This window comes from Paenibacillus sp. YYML68, assembly GCF_027923405.1.
Taxonomy (GTDB): Bacteria; Bacillota; Bacilli; order Paenibacillales; family NBRC-103111; genus Paenibacillus_G.
The window spans coordinates 2,836,053-2,856,372 of the sequence record NZ_BQYI01000001.1; the positions used below are offsets into that span (position 1 = coordinate 2,836,053).

The window sequence follows — 20,320 nt, forward strand, 5'->3', positions numbered from 1 at the left end:
TGCACCATTATGTACACTCCTATCTATTGTGTATATCTATACGGCTGCAGACTCCTCCATTGGGGAAGCCCGGAATTGTAGCTGATACAGCTCTGCATATAAGCCGCCTTGCGCAAGCAGCTGCTCGTGAGTGCCTTGCTCCTGAAGCTGACCGTCTGCGATGACGCAGATCGAGTGAGCCTGTTCAATGGTCGACAGGCGATGGGCGATGACAAGCGTCGTACGTCCAACCATCAGCTTGTCTAGCGCCTGCTTGACCGCATACTCCGCTTCTGCATCCAGTGCAGAGGTCGCTTCATCCAGCAGTAATATCGGCGCGTTCTTCAGCAATGCTCGTGCAATCGCGATTCGCTGCCTCTGACCGCCAGATAAGTTCGCTCCGCTCTCTCCGACGAGGGTATTGTAGCCGTCAGGCAGCTCCTGAATGAATGCATGCGCGAACGCCGCTTCCGCCGCCGCCTGCACTTCCTCATCGGTAGCGTTCTGCAACCCGAATCGGATATTATCCGCGATCGTACCGTGAAACAAAGTCGCTTCCTGAGGCACATAGGCGATCAAATCGCGAACTTCCTTCAATGTATACTGTGAAGCCGGCCGCCCATAGAAGGACAGAAGACCTTGCTCCACAGGATAAAATCCAAGCAGCAGCTTGAGCAGCGTGCTCTTGCCTCCTCCGCTCGGTCCGACGATCGCCGTCACTTCACCCTCTCGTGCTACTAACGACAGCTCTTTTAACACCAGTCGTTCCGGTGTATAGCCGAACGTCACACGGTTCAGCTCAATGGCTGCTTCTACATGCAAGGAAGATTTAAGAGCTACTCCGCCCTGCTCCTTACTTGGCTCAGAATGCGCTGGCTCGAGCATTCGCTCAGTTTCTACAGGTTCCCTCAGCACCTCTTGTACGCGAGCCACACCGGCGAACGACTGCTGCATCAGCGTGACCGCAGCTCCAAGCTGTAAAAACATAAAGGAGATGCCGCTTTGCAGCTGCACCATCTGTCCAAGTATCCCGAGCTCCATCTGGTTACGGGAGACGAAGATCAAGCCGATCAGCAGCACCCCGCCTAAGCTTAAGAACTGAATAATAAAGTTGCCTGACTCCAATAATCCGGATTGATGTCCTTGCTTAACCCCGGACTCACTAACCTCATCGCTTGCCTTCGTACATAGCTTCGTAACAATAGATTTCAATCCGAACATCTTAATAACCGTAAGTCCAGCAATCAGATCGCCTAGACGCTCAGTCAGCTCACCTAGCTGAAGCTGAAGCTTGTCGCTAATGCGCCGCATCGGGGCAGCGAACCGGGTATTCAGCAGCACGGACAGCACGCCTAGCACAATGAGCACGATGGCAAAGCGCCAGTCCAGAATGAACAGCACCACAATCGAGCCTGCGAACGCGAGTACTTGCGAAATGATCGATTTCATATGCTCGCCGTACGTTTGTTCGATCGTCTGGACGTCGTTCGTCAGCCTGGACAGCAGGTCACCGGAATGTCTCGATTCGACAGCTCTGGAGTTCAGCTTCACGATATGGGAATACAACGCCTTGCGAATATCTCCCATCGTGATCTTAATGCTACGCAAGTACATATATGTGCATAATGGAGATGTTAAGCTAAGCAACAGTACAGTGCCGATTACGAGATAGACAGCCTTCTGCAGCTCGGCCGGGTCTTGATGAACGGCGAAGTTCAGCAGAAATTGAATGACGAAAGAAAACATGATCGTCAGGCTTGCATTCACCGCACTGTCGCCGAACAGACCAATATAGTACGATTTACGACGTGATTTCATAAAAGACATAAGCTGACGGTAATCGTCAAACGCTTGCTTTAAGGGCATTGTCCTCACTCCTCTCATCTAGGCGTGACACACTGCCGGTCTCGTCATCCAATGAAAGCTGGTATAAGTATAGCCGCTTATATACGCCGTTCAGCTGCAGTAACTCCTCGTGTGTGCCACTCTCCACGATTCGACCATGGTCCAGCACGATAATTCGATCTGCGGACAGAACGGTCGACAGCCGGTGTGCGATGACGAGCACTGAGCTATTCGCCATCAGCTGATCCAGCGCCTGCTGCACGAGCGCCTCCGACTGCGTATCGAGCGCAGAGGTTGGCTCGTCCATCAGCAAGATCGGAGCACTCTTCAGGAAAGCTCTGGCGATCGCGATCCGTTGCTTCTGACCACCGGAAAGCCCGCCCCCTCTCTCCTGCAGGACGGTCTCATAGCCTTCTGGCAGCTTCATGATGAAGTCATGCGCATGAGCCGCCTTCGCCGCCTTCATAACATCTTCACGAGTTGCATCGGGATGTCCGTACGCGATATTCTCCGCAACTGTGGTCGGGAACAAGAATGACTCTTGTGAGACCATAGAGAGCAGAGCGCGCAGCGATGTCAAGTCCCACTCGTGCAGCGATCGGCCGAACACTCGGATTTCACCTTGTCCCTCCTGATGCTCATAGAACCCGCACAGCAGCTTGAAGATCGTCGACTTCCCTCCACCGCTCGGACCGACGATGGCGACCTTCTCACCCGTTCTTAGCTCCAGGCTAACTTGATCCAGCACCGGTGCATCTTCGTTATAACTGAACGTGACATTCGTAAATTGAACAGGAATTTCCTTCGAGCTCACAGGCTCACTATTCCCAGATTGACGCTCGCTCGGCCAATCCAGTGCCTCGAACAGACGCCGGGCCGCACCCGACGCCTCCTCAATCTGGGCGAACATCGCTGGCACCAACGCAATCGGCTGCATGATGAAGGTGAGCAGGTAGAGGAACAGGACGATTCCGCCCGCATTCAGTTCCCCTATACTAATGAGATGTCCACCGTAAATAATTACGAATACGATAGGCGCTGATAACGACAGAATACCGACCGGTCCTAGCGCCGCATATCGTCTTTCGAGCTTCAAGCTCTGATTGACGGCTTCCTGGATGAGCAAGCTGTACTTCTGAATAAATACAGCCTGCATATTGAATGCCTTCATAATCGGCAAGCCCTTGATGCTGTCCTGTGCCAGAGCGTTCAGCCCGCCTACCTTCTTCTGCAGCTCCTCTGAGAATGAGCGCATCGAATTGCTAAGCAAGGCGGCGATCGCCATACCGACCGGCAAGAGCACGATGCTGGACAGCACCAGCTTCCAGCTGGTCATGAGAAGGAAGACGAGGGCACCGACGAATACGACGGGCAAATAGAACAAATTTGCAAACTGCTGAATGAAAAAGTTTTGCAAAATAGCCGTATCGTTCGTCAGTCGAGAAACAAGATCTCCACTCAGCTTGCTTTCCACACTTGACACCGGCATGTCGCCAATTCTTCGTACAAGCTGGTTGCGCAGATCACGCAGCGCCTTGACGCTAAACCGGGCAGACGCATATTTGATGATATATCTGCAAGGAATGCCGACCACCAGCAGTACCGCGATAATCTTAATAATTTCGGACGCGGACTGAATTTGGCCGTCTACTAATCTTTTAATATATTCAGCAAGAATAATATCAATGGCAGCTATGACGAGAGATGCGATAACCGTCAGCGCAACCCAGAACGTGTAAGGCTTCGTGTAGCGGATGAGTCTGCGAAATACGGGCTTGCGCTTGGAGCCTGACACCGTGTACGACCTCCCTCCGTTCGGATATTCGGTTTAATGAGCTACGAGCTCATGCTGAGCGATTACTGCTTGCATACTAGAGCGAATAATGTCGCAGCCGTCCTTCAGATGCTTCATACTGATGGTCAGTGGCGGCATAATCTTCAGCACGGTATCGTTACGACCTGCACGCTCGATAATAAGTCCGTTCTCGAAGCACAGCTTCGTCATCCGGCCAGCCTTCTCCTCATCTGCGAATGCAGATACGTCTATGCCCCAGATGAGGCCGAGTCCACGAATCGTAATGTCAGGATGCAGAGGCTTAATCTCCGTCTCGAGATAATGTTGAACGAACGCTTCCTTCTCCTTCACCTGCTCCTCCAGCTCGGACAGCTGACGGAACTCAATCGCCGCCTTCGCCGCAACGAACGCCAGCTGGTTGCCGCGGAACGTTCCATTATGCTCGCCCGGTCCCCAAATATCGAGCTCAGGCTTCAGCAAGAGCAGCGACATCGGTAGACCGTAGCCTCCGATCGACTTGGACAGCGTCACAAGATCAGGCTGAATGCCTGCGCGCTCGAAGGAGAAGAACGGACCTGTGCGGCCACAGCCGACTTGAATATCATCTGCGATGAATAGAATGTCGTGCTCGGTGCACAGCTTCCGCAGACGAATGAGCCATTCTACATCCACCGCATAAATACCGCCCTCTGCTTGCACAGTCTCAAGAATAATAGCAGCCGGCTTCTCAATACCGGAATGGGAATCAAGCAGAATGTTCTCCATGTATGTCAAACAATCCATATCAGCGAACTTGCCGCTCGGATGCGGCATGAAGGTGACACCGTCCAGAGGAATGGCCGCGCCCGCCCGCATCGACTTGCTGCTAGTCGCAGACAAGCTACCGAGTGACATGCCGTGGAAGCCGCCCATGAAGGCGAAGATGCCTGTCCGCTTCTTCACTTTCCGTGCCAGCTTGAACGCCGCTTCAACAGCGTTCGTACCTGTCGGTCCGCAGAATTGAAGCTTGTACTCCATTCCCTTCGGCTTCAAGATTAGACGCGTGAAGGTGTCGATGAAATCTCTTTTGGCGGCGGTATGCATGTCCAATCCATGCATAATCCGATCGGAATTCAAGTAACCCACAATCTTCTCTTTGATATAATCGTTATTGTGACCGTAATTGAGCGCGCCTGCACCGGCAAAAAAGTCAATATACGGCTGACCAGTCTCAGAATATAACAAATCCCCCTTCGCATGATCGAATATAACCGGGAAGCTTCTGCAGTAAGATCTCACGTTGGATTCAAATTGTTCAAATACGTTCATTTCTTTATCCTCCAGTCGGATCGGGTTTAATCGCCAAGCACCCCATTAAATGGAATCTCATCCTAGGACATTATAGCAAATAATGCCGATTAATTAAGTAAAATTTGTATTAATGTCGTTCTAAACTAAACAATATGACAATAATAGTTAAAATATTTCGGGAGTCGACGGCTGCATAAAAAATGCACGATCTTCCAATCCTAACGATCAAAGAAGGAAGGAAGTGGCTTTCACAATGGATACGGTAATGCTGGCCCGATCGTTGTTTGGGTCGTCGATGGCGTTTCACATCATCTTTGCTACACTAGGGGTCGGCATTCCACTCATGATTGTTGTGGCCGAAATTTTGTTCCATGTGAAGAAGGACCCCGACTACTCAACAATGGCTAAGCGCTGGACTCGAGGCTTTGCGATCATACTTGGCGTCGCCATCCCCTCGGGGACGATCGTAGGCGTCATGCTAGGGCTGTTGTGGCCCGGCTTCATGGAATATGTCGGTCAAGTTATAGCACTCCCATTTCAGGTGGAGATATGGGCGTTCTTCCTTGAAGCGCTGTTCATGTCGATCTATGTCTATGCGGCAGACCGCCTCCCCCCTACGATGCGAATTGTCAGCGTCATATTCGTCGCCATCGGAGCGAGCGCCTCGGCCGTTCTTATTACAGACGCTCACGCATGGATGAATACACCGAGAGGCTTCAATGTGATCAATGGTCAAATAACGGATGTCGATCCTTGGGCAGCCGTCTTCAATCCAAGTGTATGGACGACTTCTGTACATGTGCTGAGCTCCGCCTACATGACGGGCGCATTCGCCATCGCCTCCGTTGCTGCCTACAAGCTTCTGCGTAAGGGAAAGTCCGAGAGGGAATACGCCTATCATCGAAAAAGCATGTTCATCGCCCTTCTCATCGGCGGTATTATGTCGGTCGGCACAGCAGTCAACGGCCACTCTACAGCTCAAATGCTGCATCATTACCAGCCCGAGAAGCTGGCCGGCGCAGAAGGACTGTTCGAGACACAGGCTTATGCTCCGCTTGCGATATTCGGAAGAGTCGATCCGGTTACACAAGAGATCCATGGTGGAATTGAAATTCCGTGGGCACTCAGCTTTCTGGCAACGAACCGTTTCGACGGCGTCGTGAAGGGCTTGAACGAGTTTCCACGCGATGAATGGCCGCCACTCTATATCCATACCCTGTTCAACATCATGGTCGGAATCGGCACGCTGCTCATTCTGATGGCATTCGCCCCACTCGCCTACCGGCTTCTGTTGAAGCGACCGTACCCTCGCTGGACGCTGCTCGCGCTCATCGCGACCGGACCGCTATCGATGATTGGCATCGAGACAGGCTGGATATTCAGTTGTACAGGACGTCAGCCGTGGACGATCTATCACGTGCAGCGAACGACAGAAGCAGCGACGAAGTCAGAGAACCTTGGGATGCTGTTCGTGCTCTTTCTTTCGGTGTACGTATTTTTACTCGTCGTCACCATAGCCGTCATGCGCTACTATTTCAAGCGCCATCCGGTCGCACCGGAGCTGGCATCGACGGGAGGACACTAGCATGAACGATGTGACGATCGCGATTGCCATCCTGTGGGTATTCATTTTCATCTATTCGATTCTCGGATCGATTGATTTTGGGACAGGCTTTTGGGCGATGCTTTTTGATCGGAAAAATTCAGACACCAACGCTGCGATCATCGCGAACCGTTTTTTGTCGCCGACCTGGAAGGTTACGAACGTTTTTCTGGTGCTTCTGGTCGTTGCCTTAGTCGGATTTTTCCCGAAGGCGATGTATTTGGTCGGTACGATTCTCGTATTGCCGGTCTGTCTCGCCCTGATCCTGCTTACGATCCGTAGCACATTCATGGTATACGCCTATGCGGTCAAAAAATATAGCCGCACGCTCAACATCATCTCCGGCATTACAGGGCTGTTGATCCCCGCGCTGCTCGTCAGTGTACTGCCCGTAACGCTTGGCGGCTTCGTTACCATCGTAGACGGAGTACCGCATCTGGAGCTTGCCAAGCTGTTCAGCTCACCGACCGAATACGCCCATCTTGGGTTCGGGTTGACATCCGAGCTATTCCTGTCCGCTCTCTTCCTCGCCGACTATTCACGAGAAGCGGAGGATGAGGCGACGTATCGCATATATCGTCAGCTGGCGATCATTACGGGTCCTGCTACGCTAGGGATGGCAGTACTTACGACTGTAACGATGGCACCCGAGGCGGCATGGATCGTGTCTCGGTTCGAGGAGCATACATTCTGGTTCGCACTATCAGCTGCAGCGTTCACGCTCGGCTACAGCTCCTTGTGGTGGCGTAAGGCGGATGGTCGCATCGGCTTCCCGCGCTTCGCCGTCGTGGCGGTCGTCATCCAGTATGCACTGGCTAGCTTTGCCTATGGCGCTTCACATATGCCATATATGATCTACCCCGAGCTGACCATTGACGAGGGCTTCACGAACGCTGTCATGTTCCGCTCACTGCTAATCGGCTACGCCCTAAGCACTGCGGTGCTCGCTCCTGTATTCTACTGGTTCTGGAAGCTGTTCCTGAAGGATAAGCGCTACCTACGACCAGAGTAGACGTTACTTAAAGCAAGCATATAAGTGTATTACCAGCGTATCATCAACATGTGTGCATAATAAAACCGGTGTCTGTCTGGACAGACACCGGTAATCGGCCAGCTTCAATCGTTAAGGCGTATACGTATTGCCTTGCTCATCTACGTATACGGATTTAACCAATGTACGCTTGTACTTGAAGCCTTCCGTAGTCTCGCCTTCGATCTCAGCTGTTACGCTGTAGACGCCGCTGCCTTCAGTCGTAGGAATGTTCAGCTCTTGAATGTCAGCATTCTCCTGCTTCTTCAGCTGCTTCTTCGACTGCTTACCTTCCTTCTTGCCTTCTTGCTCGCTTACATAATCAACACGATACGACACCTTCGTCTTCTCGGACTTCAGACCTTCACCTTGAAGCTTCAGCTTCTTGCCGCCTTGCTCCTCAGCAGCCTTGATACCCGACTTGCCCTTCGTTTCGAAGCCAACTGTGAACAAGTATGCGCCAGCTTGTCCACTGTTAGCCGATACTTTCCACTCACCAGCCTTTGGTTTCGCGATTGTAGCTGTATGGTGCCATGCGCCCTTAAGCATTTGATCATCCTGAGCAGTCGTGACTTGTGCCTTCTCCACTTTACCGTTCGGTCCTGTGAATGTTAGGGAATCCATCGGATGACTGCTGATCCAGTCCAGCTTGATAGCATCGACGTCATTCTCGACGTAAAACACTTCCTCAGCTTGACCGTTGATCTGTCCGCCCTTCATATACGATTGGCTTGCTACCGGTTCAGCCGCGTGATGAGCTTGCTTATCCTTCGAGGCTGCGATCTCAACCAGCTTACTGTCTTCTTTCGCAGCTGTAGCCATTACCAGATAAGGCTTGAACGTGCTGAACGTTGCCGAAGTCTTAACCTGGGAATGCGTCCAATTGCCGACCTTCAGCATCGTACCGTTAGGCAAATATGCATTGTTCACCGTAACAACACCATCATTCGAGCCGTAGCTCGACAAGTACAACCCGCCGAAGAACTCGGACAAGCTGCCAGACGTGTAGTTGTTGCCGGCAATCGTGTAGAACTTGTTCTTATTCACATTGGCATGATTGTTCGTGACCGAACGGAAATACGACATGTACGACGTTTGCATCGCATACACTCCCGGACTCAAGGAGCCGAGCAGGTCCGCCAGCCAGCTTGCTTCACTGCTGTAGGCAAGATCCGCCAGCTGGGAGCCGTGATGCGGGCTGCCGAGTGTGATGACGTTCGATACATACGGATACGCATTGTAGTGCACAAGTGCCGTCTGGGAGTCAACACCGCCTTTACTATGAGCGACGATGACCAGCTTCTTACCACCGAAGCTTGTGCTGATTTCCTGGATCTTGTCAGCAAGCAGCTTGCCGTTAGTCCACATGCTCTGGCTTGTGCCTGTCACGTCATGCAGATTGATGAACGCAGTCTGGTAGCCGTTGTTCAACGCCGTCTGGTACATATCGCTTGTGTCATACCAGGACCCTGCACTGCCATTCAGACCGTGCACAAATAGGACTACAGGCTTCTTCGGATCGATCGTGGAAGGATTTGCTCCCTTCGTCCAAGATCCCGGTGTGCCGCCCGTGGTCGGATTAAGCACACCCGCCTGAGCCGGTACAGCTAGGATGAGAAGAGCGACGAGAACGAACAGGAATAGCGACGACAATTTCTTCAACTTTATTCTCCTCCTTACAAATTAGAATCCACTCTATTATAAAGCAAGGAACATATGGGTATAATTAACTTTGAATTAAGTAAATGTTAATATAATTTCAACTAATGAACCAAATTCACGAAAAATTTATTTAAAATCTTTGAAAATCTATTGTCAAATCCGGAAATAGGCGCATATATATATGATGGTTGATGATTTGATAAAGGAGCTGACTTCCCTTGACCGAAACAAAGGAGCTATGCACGACAGGGCAAAAGGATTACGCCATTCAAGTACTCGATACAATGGGCTTGAATCAGATCGCAAACTGGCTGCGAATCTTGCCGGAGGACCGATGGCAGGAGCTGTTCGTCATCTACTGGCCAACGCTTGCTAAGAAGTGCGGCATCTCGGAATAATACCTCTACATACACTCTATATGCACCATTCGGCTATCTTCAACGAGATCCGCCCGCAAACATGAACGTCTTGATGGAGTCGCCTTATGACAGAGGATAAAAAAATACCGCAGATGTCCTCCTCGGGACGTCTGCGGTTTATTTTTTTACGATTGCTCCATACATCTAACAATGTCGGCCAAAAAAGCGCAAGAAGTGAATCTACTCCAAACGACTTGTTTTGCAACAATAGGACAAGCGCACCCAGCAGCACGAGAACGATACCCGTAATCCATCTTCCTTGCACCTTGATTTCCCCCTCATTGATTAGACAACCATATTCTTCCATTAATGCAACATAACACAGCGCATACGTCACCCTTCTAAGGACAAGAGGGATACTGGACCTTGGTCCAGTCTGTAGCAAGCTACAGCTGCGGATCATAGAACTGCTTTAGCACTACATAGATACATAGCACATTAAGCACAAATAGAAGCGGAATACCGATGATGAAAGAATCGTGCTTCGTTTTGTGACGCCATATTTGCATTCCTAGCCATACACCAGCCGCACCTAATGCGAGGGCAATGACAAATAATCTTTTCTCAGAGATACGGCGATTTTTCCTACGTGCCTTCTGCTTATCTACACCCATCATGATGAAGCCCAGTACATTCATAATGAGTACATAACTTGCCAATGCGAGCATTCAATATCCCCCTTGCTTCTGCTACGCTTCTTCCAGTTGCTTCCACTCAGAAGCATAGACTGCCGACCTTAGATACATGATTCGATATAGCTGCTACTAATCCCTTCTTACTGTAGCCTTCAATAAGAAGAGCCCATGCCTGCATACCGCAAGCAATGGGCTCTTCTCGACTTATCATGTTGTATCCTATCTTACACCATTCCAACCGGACGCGTCCGGAACGTTGTAATATGTCCTGCAATACAATCGATCATGGACTCGTATTCCTCGTGGATAAAGAAGTGGTCACCATCATACATATGCAGCTCGAACGCTTCGGTCGTGCGATCCTTCCAGCTATCGAGGCGCGTATGATTCACACCTGTATCCTTCGCCCCGCCGAATACGGTAATCGGACAAGCGAGAGGAGGTCTCTCTTCATATTGATACGTCTCGCAGATGGAGAAATCGGCACGTATGCGCGGAAGCAAGATTTGCATCAGCTCATCGTTCTGAAGCAGCACCTCCGGCGTACCGTTCAACGCACGCAGCTCCGCCTTGAACTGATCGTCAGGCAGCTTGTGCATCAGCTTGCCAGGTGTCCGCTTATGTGGTGCGGTACTACCTGATACGAATAGATGCATCGGTCTCACACCGTATTGTCTATCGAGCTCCTGAGCCAGCTCATAGCTGAGCAATGCGCCCATACTATGTCCGAACAAGATGAACGGACGATCGAGAAGCGGCTTCATGGCCTTCGCCATCACTTGAACAACCTGTTTGAGATCGCTTAGCGGTTGCTCCGCGCCCCTGTTTTCCCGACCGGGTAATTGAATCGGACACACGTCCACATATTTCGGAAACATGCGCTGCCAATCGCGATAGAGAGACGCCCCTCCGCCTGCATAAGGCAAGCAGAAGAGACGCAGCTCCGCCCGTGAATTCACGATAGAGTTGAACACCCAGGCGTTCATCAGCTTCAAGTCAGACACTCTCGAATTCCCTCCTTTTATTCGTAACGCAACGCTTCGATCGGCTGCATGTTCGCCGCCTTCTTGGCTGGATACCATCCGAAGAACAGACCGACTGCAGCGGAGAAGCCGAACGCTAGCACAACCGTCCCACCGGACAGCACAAATTCCCACTGCGTAATAGCAGCGAATAAGAATGAGCCGAGCGCTCCGAAGCCGATGCCAAGCATACCGCCGATAAAGCAGAGAATAATAGCTTCCATCATGAACTGCTGCAGAATCAAGCTCGGCGTCGCACCGATCGCCTTACGCGTACCGATCTCCTTCGTCCGCTCCGTGACCGAGACGAGCATAATGTTCATGACGCCTACGCCGCCAACGAGAAGCGAGATGCCCGCGATCGAGCCGATTAATATTTGCATGACGTTGAAGATCATATCCAAGCTTTTTTGGAAATCCTCGACCTTCTGAATCTGGAAGTCTTCAACCTCTGCCTTATGCTTCTGTGCCGCATATTTAAGAATGGAACGCTCGACCTTGTCACGCTCCTCCGTACTAGTAGCATCAGATATGATCATGAGATCGGACAGCTTATAATTGGTGCCTTCCTTAAGCAGAGGCATCGAATCATAAGGCATATAGGCATTGTAGGAATTACCTGTTAAGCCGGCCAACAGCGACTTATCCGACTTGAATACTCCCACAATCTCGTATCGGTTACCATTCTTGAAGCTCACCTTGCGATTAATAGCAAGCTCAGATGAACCGAATGCTTTCACTGCGTAATCGGATTCGACGATAATGACCTTCTGTCTCGTCTTCTGCTCGTTGATATTAAACATCCGACCCGCTTCCATCTTGAAGTTGTAAAAGCGAGCGAAATCGGTAAACGTACCAGTGACGTTAAACATCAGCTTCTCATCCGACGTCTGCAGCTGCTGAGCCTCGAGCGTCATATACAGCGAGCCCGTTGCATCGCGAACACCTTCCAGCCTGCTAATTTCTCGAATGTCATTCGTTGTCAGCTCAATACTGTCTCCCTTAGCCGTACCCGGCTTCGGACTGACGAAGAACACTCCCGACGAATATTTAGCAAGCTCGGAGACGACCGAGCCCCGGCCGATTTGCCCGATCGACACGACGAGAACAACAGACGCGACGCCGACAATAATGCCAACCATCGTAAGCAGAGAGCGCATCTTGTTGACACGAAGACTGTCTAGTGAAATCATTAAGTTTTGCCATACGTTCAAGCACTTTCACTCTCCTTACGACGGTCCTCGACAATCTCACCGTCCCCGAATCGAAGAATACGCTTCGCATGCTCAGCGATGTCCATCTCGTGCGTGATGACGATCACAGTGGAGCCTTCATTATTGAGCTGGGTGAATAAATTCATGATTTCATGCGATGATTTATGATCCAGGTTACCGGTCGGCTCGTCAGCGAGCAATATCGATGGATTCATCGTAAGCGCACGGGCAATGGCAACCCGCTGCTTCTGTCCGCCCGACAGCTCATTGGGCTTATGATTCAGTCGGCTGCCAAGACCAACCTTCTCGAGCAAGCTCTTCGCAATCTCCGTTCTGCGGCTCGGCGCAACGCCGCCGTACACCATTGGGAGCTCGACGTTCCGAATAACCGACTGGCGCGCAAGCAGATTGAAGTTCTGGAAGACGAATCCAATTTTCTGATTGCGCACACGAGCAAGCTCCTTCTCGCTCAACGACTGTACCTCCTGGTCATCGAGCTTATAGGTGCCTCCTGATGGTATGTCGAGGCATCCGAGAATATTCATTAAGGTTGATTTACCTGAACCGGACGGTCCGATAATCGCCACATAATCGCCCTTCTCCACAGTCAGGTAAGTAGGCTTAAGCGCCTGTACCTCCAGCGGTCCGTTGCGGTACGTTTTGAAGATGCCTTCTAACGTAATCATTGTACGACCACCTGCGCTCCATCCTGCAGCGAGGATGCTGGTGCGTCGATGAGCTGGTCGCCTGCCTGCACACCTTCCAGCAGCTCTACCTTCTCATCATCCTCCTCACCAAGCCTTACATTCGTCTTAACCGCCTTGCCGTCCACAAGCTTGAACACGTACGACTGCTGTCCGTCGCGCTTGATCGCACTCAGAGGTCCGAGCACATGCTTGCCGTTATCGACTGTAATTTGCACCGTTGCCTTCAGTCCCGGACGCAGCACCTCGGCAGTTTGAGCAAGATCGACGATCATCTCGACGACGGTTTCCCGGGAATCAACCTCAGATACTTTGGCAACCGGTGAAATATAAGTGATTGTTCCCTTATACTCGTCAGGGAAGGCATCTCCGCTTACCTTGACCTCCATGCCCGTCTTCGCAATGGCTGCATCCATCTCCACGACGTTCGCCTTAACCTGGAGTGCACTCACATTGGTAACGACGAACGCTTGAGTCCCTTGCACTACTTCCTGGCCTTCCTTCACGAGAACATCGGTAATGACACCATCAATCGAGGCAAACACCTTATTGTTCGACAGCTTTGCCTCCAGAAGTGCGATGTTCTCCTTCGCATGCTGAATCTTGAGCGCGTACAGCTTCAGGTCTGCTGTGCTCCGCTCCGGTACGGTTGAAGTCTGCGGCGCCCCCGACTCGCTAACCTCGGTCTTCATCGTCTCGAACGCCGCCTTGCGCGTGCGCTCCTCGTCCTTGATGAATTTCTCCTGCTCGGCTGTATACAGGGCAACCTGTCTTTGCTCCTGCTTCAGCTTCTCCTCAAGGTCCGTCGTACTCAGTCTGAGCAGCTCTTGGCCTTTCTTCACGGTGTCGCCTTTTTTGACCAAGATCTGACTGACATGTCCAGGAGCTGACAAGTAATGCTCCTTAATTTCCTTCGACTCCATCTTTCCGCTGGCAAACACCTCTCTGGTGATCGTGCCCTCCTCGGCAGCGACAGCCTTCACCTGTGCACCGCCTGTATTGATATCTCCTTTAATTACCCCAGACAGCATAAGTATGATCACGATGAGTACAACAGCAAGCAAGCCCCAAAGCACTTTTTTCAGCACAAGGTTTCTCTCCCTATCTGTTAATAGCCCGGCATCATCATCAGAAAGCGAGCATCACGCACATGCCTTAGCTTTCATCAAGCGTGCAGGCGCATTAGTCGGTTGTCGTGAACCACGAAACATCTTGCTCAGCCAGCAGCTTCCGGCCGCCTTGGAACTCTTCGTACAAGCTCAGCTTGAATTTATTCAGGTACGACGATTTGTAGATCAGATCTGGGTCCGTCACTTGAATCTTGAAATGGCTGTGCTTGCCCAGCTTCAGCTTCGACAAAGGTGCATCCGCTGTATCGCCTGCAGCCGGGTCGATATCCTTCATATCGAACGACTTCTCGAACGATTGCTCGCCAGAGGAATCCTTGAAGACGAGAACAAGCTTATGACCATCCATATTCGTCGTGACGAACGGTGTACGGGTAATATCATAATCGAACTTCAAGGTCAACGTGCTGTTCTCGACCGTTGTCGAGATGCGGCTGAACGACACCGTGTATGGATACGCCTGCACATTCTTCAGACCGCTCTTCACGTCTTGCTTCTCGGCTGGCAGACTGAATGCCACGGGGTTCACATACGAATCCGGTATCGCTGTCCCTTCGCTGAGCTGTCCCGATGATACAGCTTCACCTACAATAAGCTGCAAATTATCGGTAGATATCCCTTGCGGGACGTGCGCCCATACGTGGAGCAGCGCCGTGTTGCTTGGGCTGATCTTATTGGCTACTTCCATGACGGAGGCCGGCAATACGGTACCATCAGGCGTACGGTAATGAGCAACCAGCTTCGACACTGGGGCTATGCGCTTCTCCAGATTCGCAACCTCCACCTCCGCGTTGAATACGGAGCCGGTGTTACCGTTATACTGATTAGCTGCGCGAATCTTGTAGCTGGCACGGCGTCCGATGTCTTGAACCTCATGAGCTTCGAACGCAGGTAGCGTTGGAATCGGCTGAACGTCAGCCAGCGTCGTGAATTCGAGCACATCCGTCACAGCTGTGTCGCTCTCCTGTTCCTGCAGCACGAGCTTGATGCTCTTGAACTGGCTCGTATACGGTACCTTGCCGGCAAGCTGCAGCTTCGTCTCTTCTCCGGCTGCAAGCCCGACTACGGCAGACGGCTTCACAAGAGTAGCTTCAATCTTGACAGCGTCATCCAGCATGAAGTAACCCTTCAGCTTCGGAATCGGCAACGACTTATTCCCAGTATTGCGCAGCGTCAGGTCTGCTGCCAGCACATCGTGATTATCCCAAGGAAGACGCTGAACCGATTGGAGGGCAGCGGTATATACGCCATCCTTCGCCTTGAACGTGTAAGGCTTGCCTAGGCTTCCTTCGGTACCCTGGAACTCGGCAGGCAACGCGAAGGCCGCCAGCTCGACATTGCGCTTCAGGTCCGGTACGCTCTCTGTGATGAGGAGCTCCCAGCCGCCTGGCGCCACTTCAACCGGTATCGTTCCGGACAGCGTCAGCTCCTTCGTCTCCTTCGGCTTAATCTCCAGCTCCTTCAGACCTTTCACCTCGAGCGGATACAAGAGGTCATCTTGGGTACGGATGTAAAAGATGTACGCTGGCACCTTCACCGCATGCTGGCCATTGTTCTCAAGCTTGACATATAAGCTCGGTACATGATACTTCTCATTCTTATTGCTGACGTACCGACTAATGGAAGCGTGGAGCTCGTTGCCCCCCGCAGCGACAGGTGCTGCCGCGTCCGACGCATACACACCGTTATAATGAGCAGGCACGGCGACCTCGCCCAGCTTGCGCTCAAAATTCGGCTGCGTGAAATCCCACTGTATGAATTGAACCAACAGATCGTGCAGCTTGGTCGTCTCGTTCACATTGGCATAATAAGTGAGCTCGGTACGGGAGCCTGGGGCAATCCGCATCTTGTCCTTATCTGCAGGCAATAGCTTCGTGGTGAAGCGTTGACCCGACTTGCTCTGCAGACGAATCCAGTAATCGACCAGCTTCAGATCCGTTGTGCCCGCATTGTGCACCGTAATCGTGAATGTTGCAAACTTGCCGTTGTCTGACGCGATAACACGTACGTCATTCAGTTCGAAGTAGCTTGTCCCGGCCAGCTTGACCGTGCCGAGTACATTCGGAGCCGGAGCAGCGCCAGCCGCCCACGCTTGTGTGACCGTGCCCAGCGAGAGCGTAACGGATAAGGCAAGCGCCGTTAATCTCCGATGCTTCAGCTTGGATTTCGATTTCATCAATGGATCCCTCTTCCCTCTCTGTAATCATCACGCTTTGGGTCAGGCATATTTTACCATACCATTCTACATAAGAGTACATTTTTTCACCATCTTCACCATATCTTTAAACTCGGTTGACACGAATAAGCAGGAAGCGCTTTCTCGATTCCCCGAGATTACACATCCTGCTTATTCTGACCTATGATAAATTACTTCAGCTGCCCATCATGCTCCAGCCGCTCGATCCGCTCACAAATTTCATGCTGCCATTCAACATCACGTGTCGCATAAGCAGCCCAAGACAAGTTGTATAGCGCTGACAGCTTCCTTGCATATACCGCATTATAATGTAGGCAGGCGGACCATTCCGCCTTCTCCTGCTCGGTTAATTCTCTGCCTTGCTGCGTCGTCCACAGCTCTGCTAATCTCCAGTGTACCGTCAACATGTGTCCCAGCCTCCTGCTCGTTATCCACTATCCAGTATAGTCAAGATCTACTGGATCTACACAAGCAGGAAGAGGGCTGGGCTCATTGGGGCTTACCAGTACCGTTATTAGTAGTGTGGCTTTGGACTCGAGAACTGCTCACGCTGCTGGAGGTAACGATGGAAGGCTGTCGCTGCTTGAGCTCTTGTCACCTTATCAGCAGGGACGAACGCACCATCCGAAGTTGACATAATGCCTAGTCCGACGACTATAGCAATCGAGCCGCGCTCCTTGAGCTTATCTATATCTGTGAATTGTGAATTGAATATGGCATCGTGCTTCGACAGTTCCTTCAGCCCGAGTGCTCGCACAATCAGCTCCGCAAGCTGCTCTCGGGTAATCGATGCGTCCGGATTGAATGTATCTCCACGATCAAGGAAGCCGCGGTCGATCGCATTCTCGACATATTTGAAATATACGGACTCCTTCGTCACATCCGAGAATGTGCCTGCACGGTCTGAACGAAACGGTTCAATCGGCCTACCCGCATTGGCCGCAACGACCAGCATCTTAATGATCTCCCCGCGCTTGATCAGCTGATCGGGTTGAACAAGACCTTCCTTCACGTCAAGCGCGCCGTAATCGAGCATCAGCTGCAGCTCCGCCTGCGCCCAGTGACCTTCGATATCTTGAGACTTCACCGGCTCAAAATATACATCCTCACCCGTCTTTACGCTCACCCATTGCCCACTTTGAGCGTCCAAATAATAAGGCTCACCCGTCTTCTCACGTGCTGGAGCATACAGAAGCTTCGTCTTCAGCTCAGCGCTAGGCTCCATCGCATCGGTTGATCTATGTTCGATGACATGCATGAGCTCAATCGGCTGACGGGACAGTAGCAGCTCCCGTGCCTGAGCTTCAGATATAATCTCAGGCTTCTTCGCCGGGAAGGCGGCGCTGCTGAAGGACACGCCGAAATTCGTCACCTCGCCGGTCTGACGGTCAATGTTCACTTGCACCCGGTCGTAGGAAGCGCGCACACCGTCTATCATTCTAACGAATACGACAGGCCAGTATGACATTCTCTGCTCCTTATAAGCAGGAATCTCTTGGCGAAGCTGATTATCCAGCACGAGCTGATCGGTGTAGGCGGGCGCGAGCTTCTTCACCAGCTCGATTGCCTTCGCCTCTGCCTCCGCCAAGGTCACCTTCTCCGTCATAGAGTCAACGTCACGCGTAGCGGAATCTTGATTGAAGCTCAGCAGCTCCCCTGTCTTACCATTCACACTTGCCCAGATGAATGAATCACTATCACCGCCTACAGCCTCGGGCCTTGGCTGCTTCCATCGAAGCTGCCAGCTCGTCTCGCTCTTACCAGTCACTGGATCGGTATACTCTTGGTAGCTCGCATCCTCGAGCTCGACATTCTTCACCACGGAGAAGACGCTTGTGACGATATCGATGGCCTGCTGCTTGGTCAGCGGTTCACCCTCCTTAGGCAGCGCTGCAAGCGGCTTATCGGTTAACGGACGGCGCATATTCAATTGCTCTGCGCCCCCAGAGCCTTGGTTCCATACATGGCCTGTCGCCGCATCAAGCGCCGTATTCTTCAATGAATAACCGATCCTCGGCGTACGCTCTGCCCGGCTCCCCCCATACGGCAAATAGTACGTAAGCTCCAGCTCTGCCGTCTCCCTCAGCCTACGATTAGCCTCCTCAAGACCGATCGGTGTAGACAGCTTCTCGAATTCAATATCTGAGGTCCACTGATTCGTGTACGATATCATCTCACCGTTGCCGTTCACACCAATCGATATCCCGTCTTGTGGAAAAGGAATACCGTCTATGAGCCGATCATATCGAAGCTGATACACGTAATTACCATTCAGCGGCGTCCGAAACGTTGCCTCTTGCCTCTTATCGAAGCGCAGCTCCTGTACGTTAACAGCACCATGCTGCTCCATCCAAGCGTCGGCGACTTCCTTCGCCTGACCGTAGCTGATCTTGAGCGGGAAGCCCGGCTGACGTTCGGGATCGTTCGAGCTCTTATAGAAGCTGGTTAATCGTCCGTTCATACCATCAATCGTAACGTTGATCGTGCTGAAGTAGTTTTCTTTAACCTGCTGATGAAAGTATAAGTGCCACTGCGGAACGGTCTCTCCATCCAGCTTCCGATTGCTGTATAATGTGACCGACTGTAGCGAATAGCTCTCCGGTACAGATAAGTAAGCCTTCGCCTTGGCAATTGCCTGCTCCCTGCTTATGCTCGGCTCAGCGGCTAACGCCTGACTGTCCTTCTCATTCACAGCAGGATATGGGTAGTCTGGCATCGGCAGCATTTTCATCGGCTCGCTGGCCCATGAAGTCTGTGACATGGTGAGCAGCAGCGCACCTGCCAGAACGGCGGTGCTCGCTTTGCGGAATGTGGTCAACGTTCATCTCTCCTTCAGGGTTCATACTGACTTTCGCTACTTCTACAGACGCAGCAGCTGGCCGTAAGGTTGCCGTATTTTTCCTGAGGATGACAAAAAGACATTCAAGCTCAAATCCCTCAGCCTGAATGTCTATAGTCGGCATATTCTACTCTTCGTCGAGCGGATTACGGTGGGGCAGCTCGAACTCCGGCGGTCGCGCGTGCTCCTCACGGCTCGGGAACTCGATCGATACCGGCTGACCGAGCTCGGCGCTCAATGTCGATTGAAGCTCGGCAAGACGCTGCTGAAGCTCCGGCGGCAGCGAATGCACGTTCATAGGCTCGCTCATTCCGTTCAGCGCCTACTGCTGCAGCATCGTGCTGCCGCCTGCTGCGAACGAATCTTGCAGCTGCACCGGCTGGTAGCTGTGCAGGAACGTTTTGGCCGTATGATCGTTCATCGTCGGCACTTGATACATCCCTTGGCGATTCATGAACAGGAACACCTCATACGCCTGCTCCGCGCACCGCACCGCACCTTGGATCAGCATCTGGCGCACGTTCGGGTCTGCGCACTCGAGCGAAGCCTGCATGTGCAGCTTGGCGCTATTTTTGTGGCAGGACAACATCGCACTGACGATCTGGCTGTCGGTTAAGCCGCTGCCTGTCGGCACGCCCATCTGCATCGGGTTGCTCAGACCGTATTGAATCTGCTGCGGGCTTACGCTCGATACAGCGCTCGGATACGACGGCAGCTGGCGGTTCGCCGCTGCATAGTCGTGTGTGTACGCGACCAGCTGGTTGTACGCTGGAATAATTGCCGCCAGCTGACGCTGCAGCATCGCTCGAATCTCGGCCTGCTGAGTCATCTGCGCATACAGCTGAAAGTGCTGAATCATATTCAGCTTTTCGTTTAGAATCTCATGAACCTCCATCGTCTCGTGGGCACCGAATGGCATTCGTTTCATCTCCCTATAGTCTCATTTATGTTCGACTAGG

At 52.0% G+C, this 20,320-nt stretch carries 17 protein-coding genes; 3 read left to right on the plus strand and 14 right to left on the minus strand.

What is annotated here, in order from left to right:
- Positions 1–36 precede the first annotated feature (36 nt).
- Genes PAE68_RS12785 through ectB form a run of 3 tightly spaced genes read right to left on the minus strand, consistent with a single transcriptional unit; the run spans position 37 to position 4,927 of the window.
- The gene (locus tag PAE68_RS12785; protein ID WP_281887485.1) at positions 37–1,845 is read right to left on the minus strand and encodes an ABC transporter ATP-binding protein; all 1,809 of its coding nucleotides are present in this window, start codon (positions 1,843–1,845) and stop codon (positions 37–39) included.
- Positions 1,823–3,619: an ABC transporter ATP-binding protein gene (locus PAE68_RS12790; RefSeq protein WP_281887486.1), complete on the minus strand. Its 1,797-nt coding sequence runs from the start codon at positions 3,617–3,619 to the stop codon at positions 1,823–1,825. The genes PAE68_RS12785 and PAE68_RS12790 overlap by 23 nt, the downstream gene beginning before the upstream one ends.
- Positions 3,620–3,652: 33 nt before the next feature.
- Complete coding sequence (gene ectB, locus PAE68_RS12795) at positions 3,653–4,927, minus strand: diaminobutyrate--2-oxoglutarate transaminase (RefSeq protein ID WP_281887487.1); 1,275 nt, start codon at positions 4,925–4,927, stop codon at positions 3,653–3,655.
- 235 nt (positions 4,928–5,162) lie between these two features.
- On the opposite strand from ectB, the gene PAE68_RS12800 reads away from it, so the two are divergent.
- Both PAE68_RS12800 and PAE68_RS12805 read left to right on the plus strand, forming a co-directional pair.
- Complete coding sequence (locus tag PAE68_RS12800; RefSeq protein WP_281887488.1) at positions 5,163–6,494, plus strand: cytochrome ubiquinol oxidase subunit I; 1,332 nt, start codon at positions 5,163–5,165, stop codon at positions 6,492–6,494.
- A gap of 1 nt (position 6,495) precedes the next feature.
- The gene (locus PAE68_RS12805; RefSeq protein ID WP_281887489.1) at positions 6,496–7,524 is read left to right on the plus strand and encodes a cytochrome d ubiquinol oxidase subunit II; all 1,029 of its coding nucleotides are present in this window, start codon (positions 6,496–6,498) and stop codon (positions 7,522–7,524) included.
- 111 nt (positions 7,525–7,635) lie between these two features.
- Here PAE68_RS12805 and PAE68_RS12810 read toward each other — a convergent pair whose 3' ends face one another.
- Positions 7,636–9,204: an esterase/lipase family protein gene (locus PAE68_RS12810; RefSeq protein WP_281887490.1), complete on the minus strand. Its 1,569-nt coding sequence runs from the start codon at positions 9,202–9,204 to the stop codon at positions 7,636–7,638.
- A 218-nt stretch (positions 9,205–9,422) separates the two neighbouring features.
- On the opposite strand from PAE68_RS12810, the gene PAE68_RS12815 reads away from it, so the two are divergent.
- Positions 9,423–9,602, plus strand: coding sequence for a hypothetical protein (locus PAE68_RS12815; protein ID WP_281887491.1), 180 nt, complete (start codon positions 9,423–9,425; stop codon positions 9,600–9,602).
- A 407-nt stretch (positions 9,603–10,009) separates the two neighbouring features.
- On the opposite strand, the gene PAE68_RS12820 is transcribed toward PAE68_RS12815, so the two are convergent.
- The 10 genes from PAE68_RS12820 to PAE68_RS12865 form a co-directional block, all read right to left on the minus strand.
- On the minus strand, positions 10,010–10,291 hold the full coding sequence (locus tag PAE68_RS12820) for a DUF1294 domain-containing protein (protein ID WP_281887492.1): 282 nt from the start codon (positions 10,289–10,291) through the stop codon (positions 10,010–10,012).
- A 191-nt stretch (positions 10,292–10,482) separates the two neighbouring features.
- Positions 10,483–11,262 carry a thioesterase II family protein gene (locus PAE68_RS12825; protein ID WP_281887493.1) on the minus strand — a complete coding sequence of 260 codons (780 nt, stop codon included), beginning with the start codon at positions 11,260–11,262 and terminating at the stop codon, positions 10,483–10,485.
- Positions 11,263–11,279: 17 nt separating this feature from the next.
- Entirely contained in the window at positions 11,280–12,494 is a 1,215-nt protein-coding gene (locus PAE68_RS12830) for an ABC transporter permease (RefSeq protein ID WP_281887494.1), read from the minus strand.
- Positions 12,491–13,180 (minus strand): ABC transporter ATP-binding protein, encoded by a 690-nt coding sequence (locus PAE68_RS12835; RefSeq protein ID WP_281887495.1) that lies wholly within the window; start codon positions 13,178–13,180, stop codon positions 12,491–12,493. Before PAE68_RS12835 ends, PAE68_RS12830 begins: the two co-directional genes overlap by 4 nt.
- The gene (locus PAE68_RS12840; protein WP_281887496.1) at positions 13,177–14,286 is read right to left on the minus strand and encodes an efflux RND transporter periplasmic adaptor subunit; all 1,110 of its coding nucleotides are present in this window, start codon (positions 14,284–14,286) and stop codon (positions 13,177–13,179) included. Before PAE68_RS12840 ends, PAE68_RS12835 begins: the two co-directional genes overlap by 4 nt.
- 94 nt (positions 14,287–14,380) lie before the next feature.
- A complete protein-coding gene (locus tag PAE68_RS12845; protein ID WP_281887497.1) occupies positions 14,381–16,501 on the minus strand; it encodes a hypothetical protein in 2,121 nt (706 codons plus the stop codon).
- Positions 16,502–16,692: 191 nt separating this feature from the next.
- Positions 16,693–16,929 carry a DUF7667 family protein gene (locus tag PAE68_RS12850; RefSeq protein ID WP_281887498.1) on the minus strand — a complete coding sequence of 79 codons (237 nt, stop codon included), beginning with the start codon at positions 16,927–16,929 and terminating at the stop codon, positions 16,693–16,695.
- Between the two features lie 107 nt (positions 16,930–17,036).
- On the minus strand, positions 17,037–19,340 hold the full coding sequence (locus PAE68_RS12855; RefSeq protein ID WP_281887499.1) for an S-layer homology domain-containing protein: 2,304 nt from the start codon (positions 19,338–19,340) through the stop codon (positions 17,037–17,039).
- Between the two features lie 148 nt (positions 19,341–19,488).
- Complete coding sequence (locus PAE68_RS12860) at positions 19,489–19,671, minus strand: hypothetical protein (protein WP_281887500.1); 183 nt, start codon at positions 19,669–19,671, stop codon at positions 19,489–19,491.
- Positions 19,672–19,683: 12 nt separating this feature from the next.
- Positions 19,684–20,280 (minus strand): spore coat protein, encoded by a 597-nt coding sequence (locus tag PAE68_RS12865; RefSeq protein ID WP_281887501.1) that lies wholly within the window; start codon positions 20,278–20,280, stop codon positions 19,684–19,686.
- Positions 20,281–20,320: the final 40 nt, after the last annotated feature.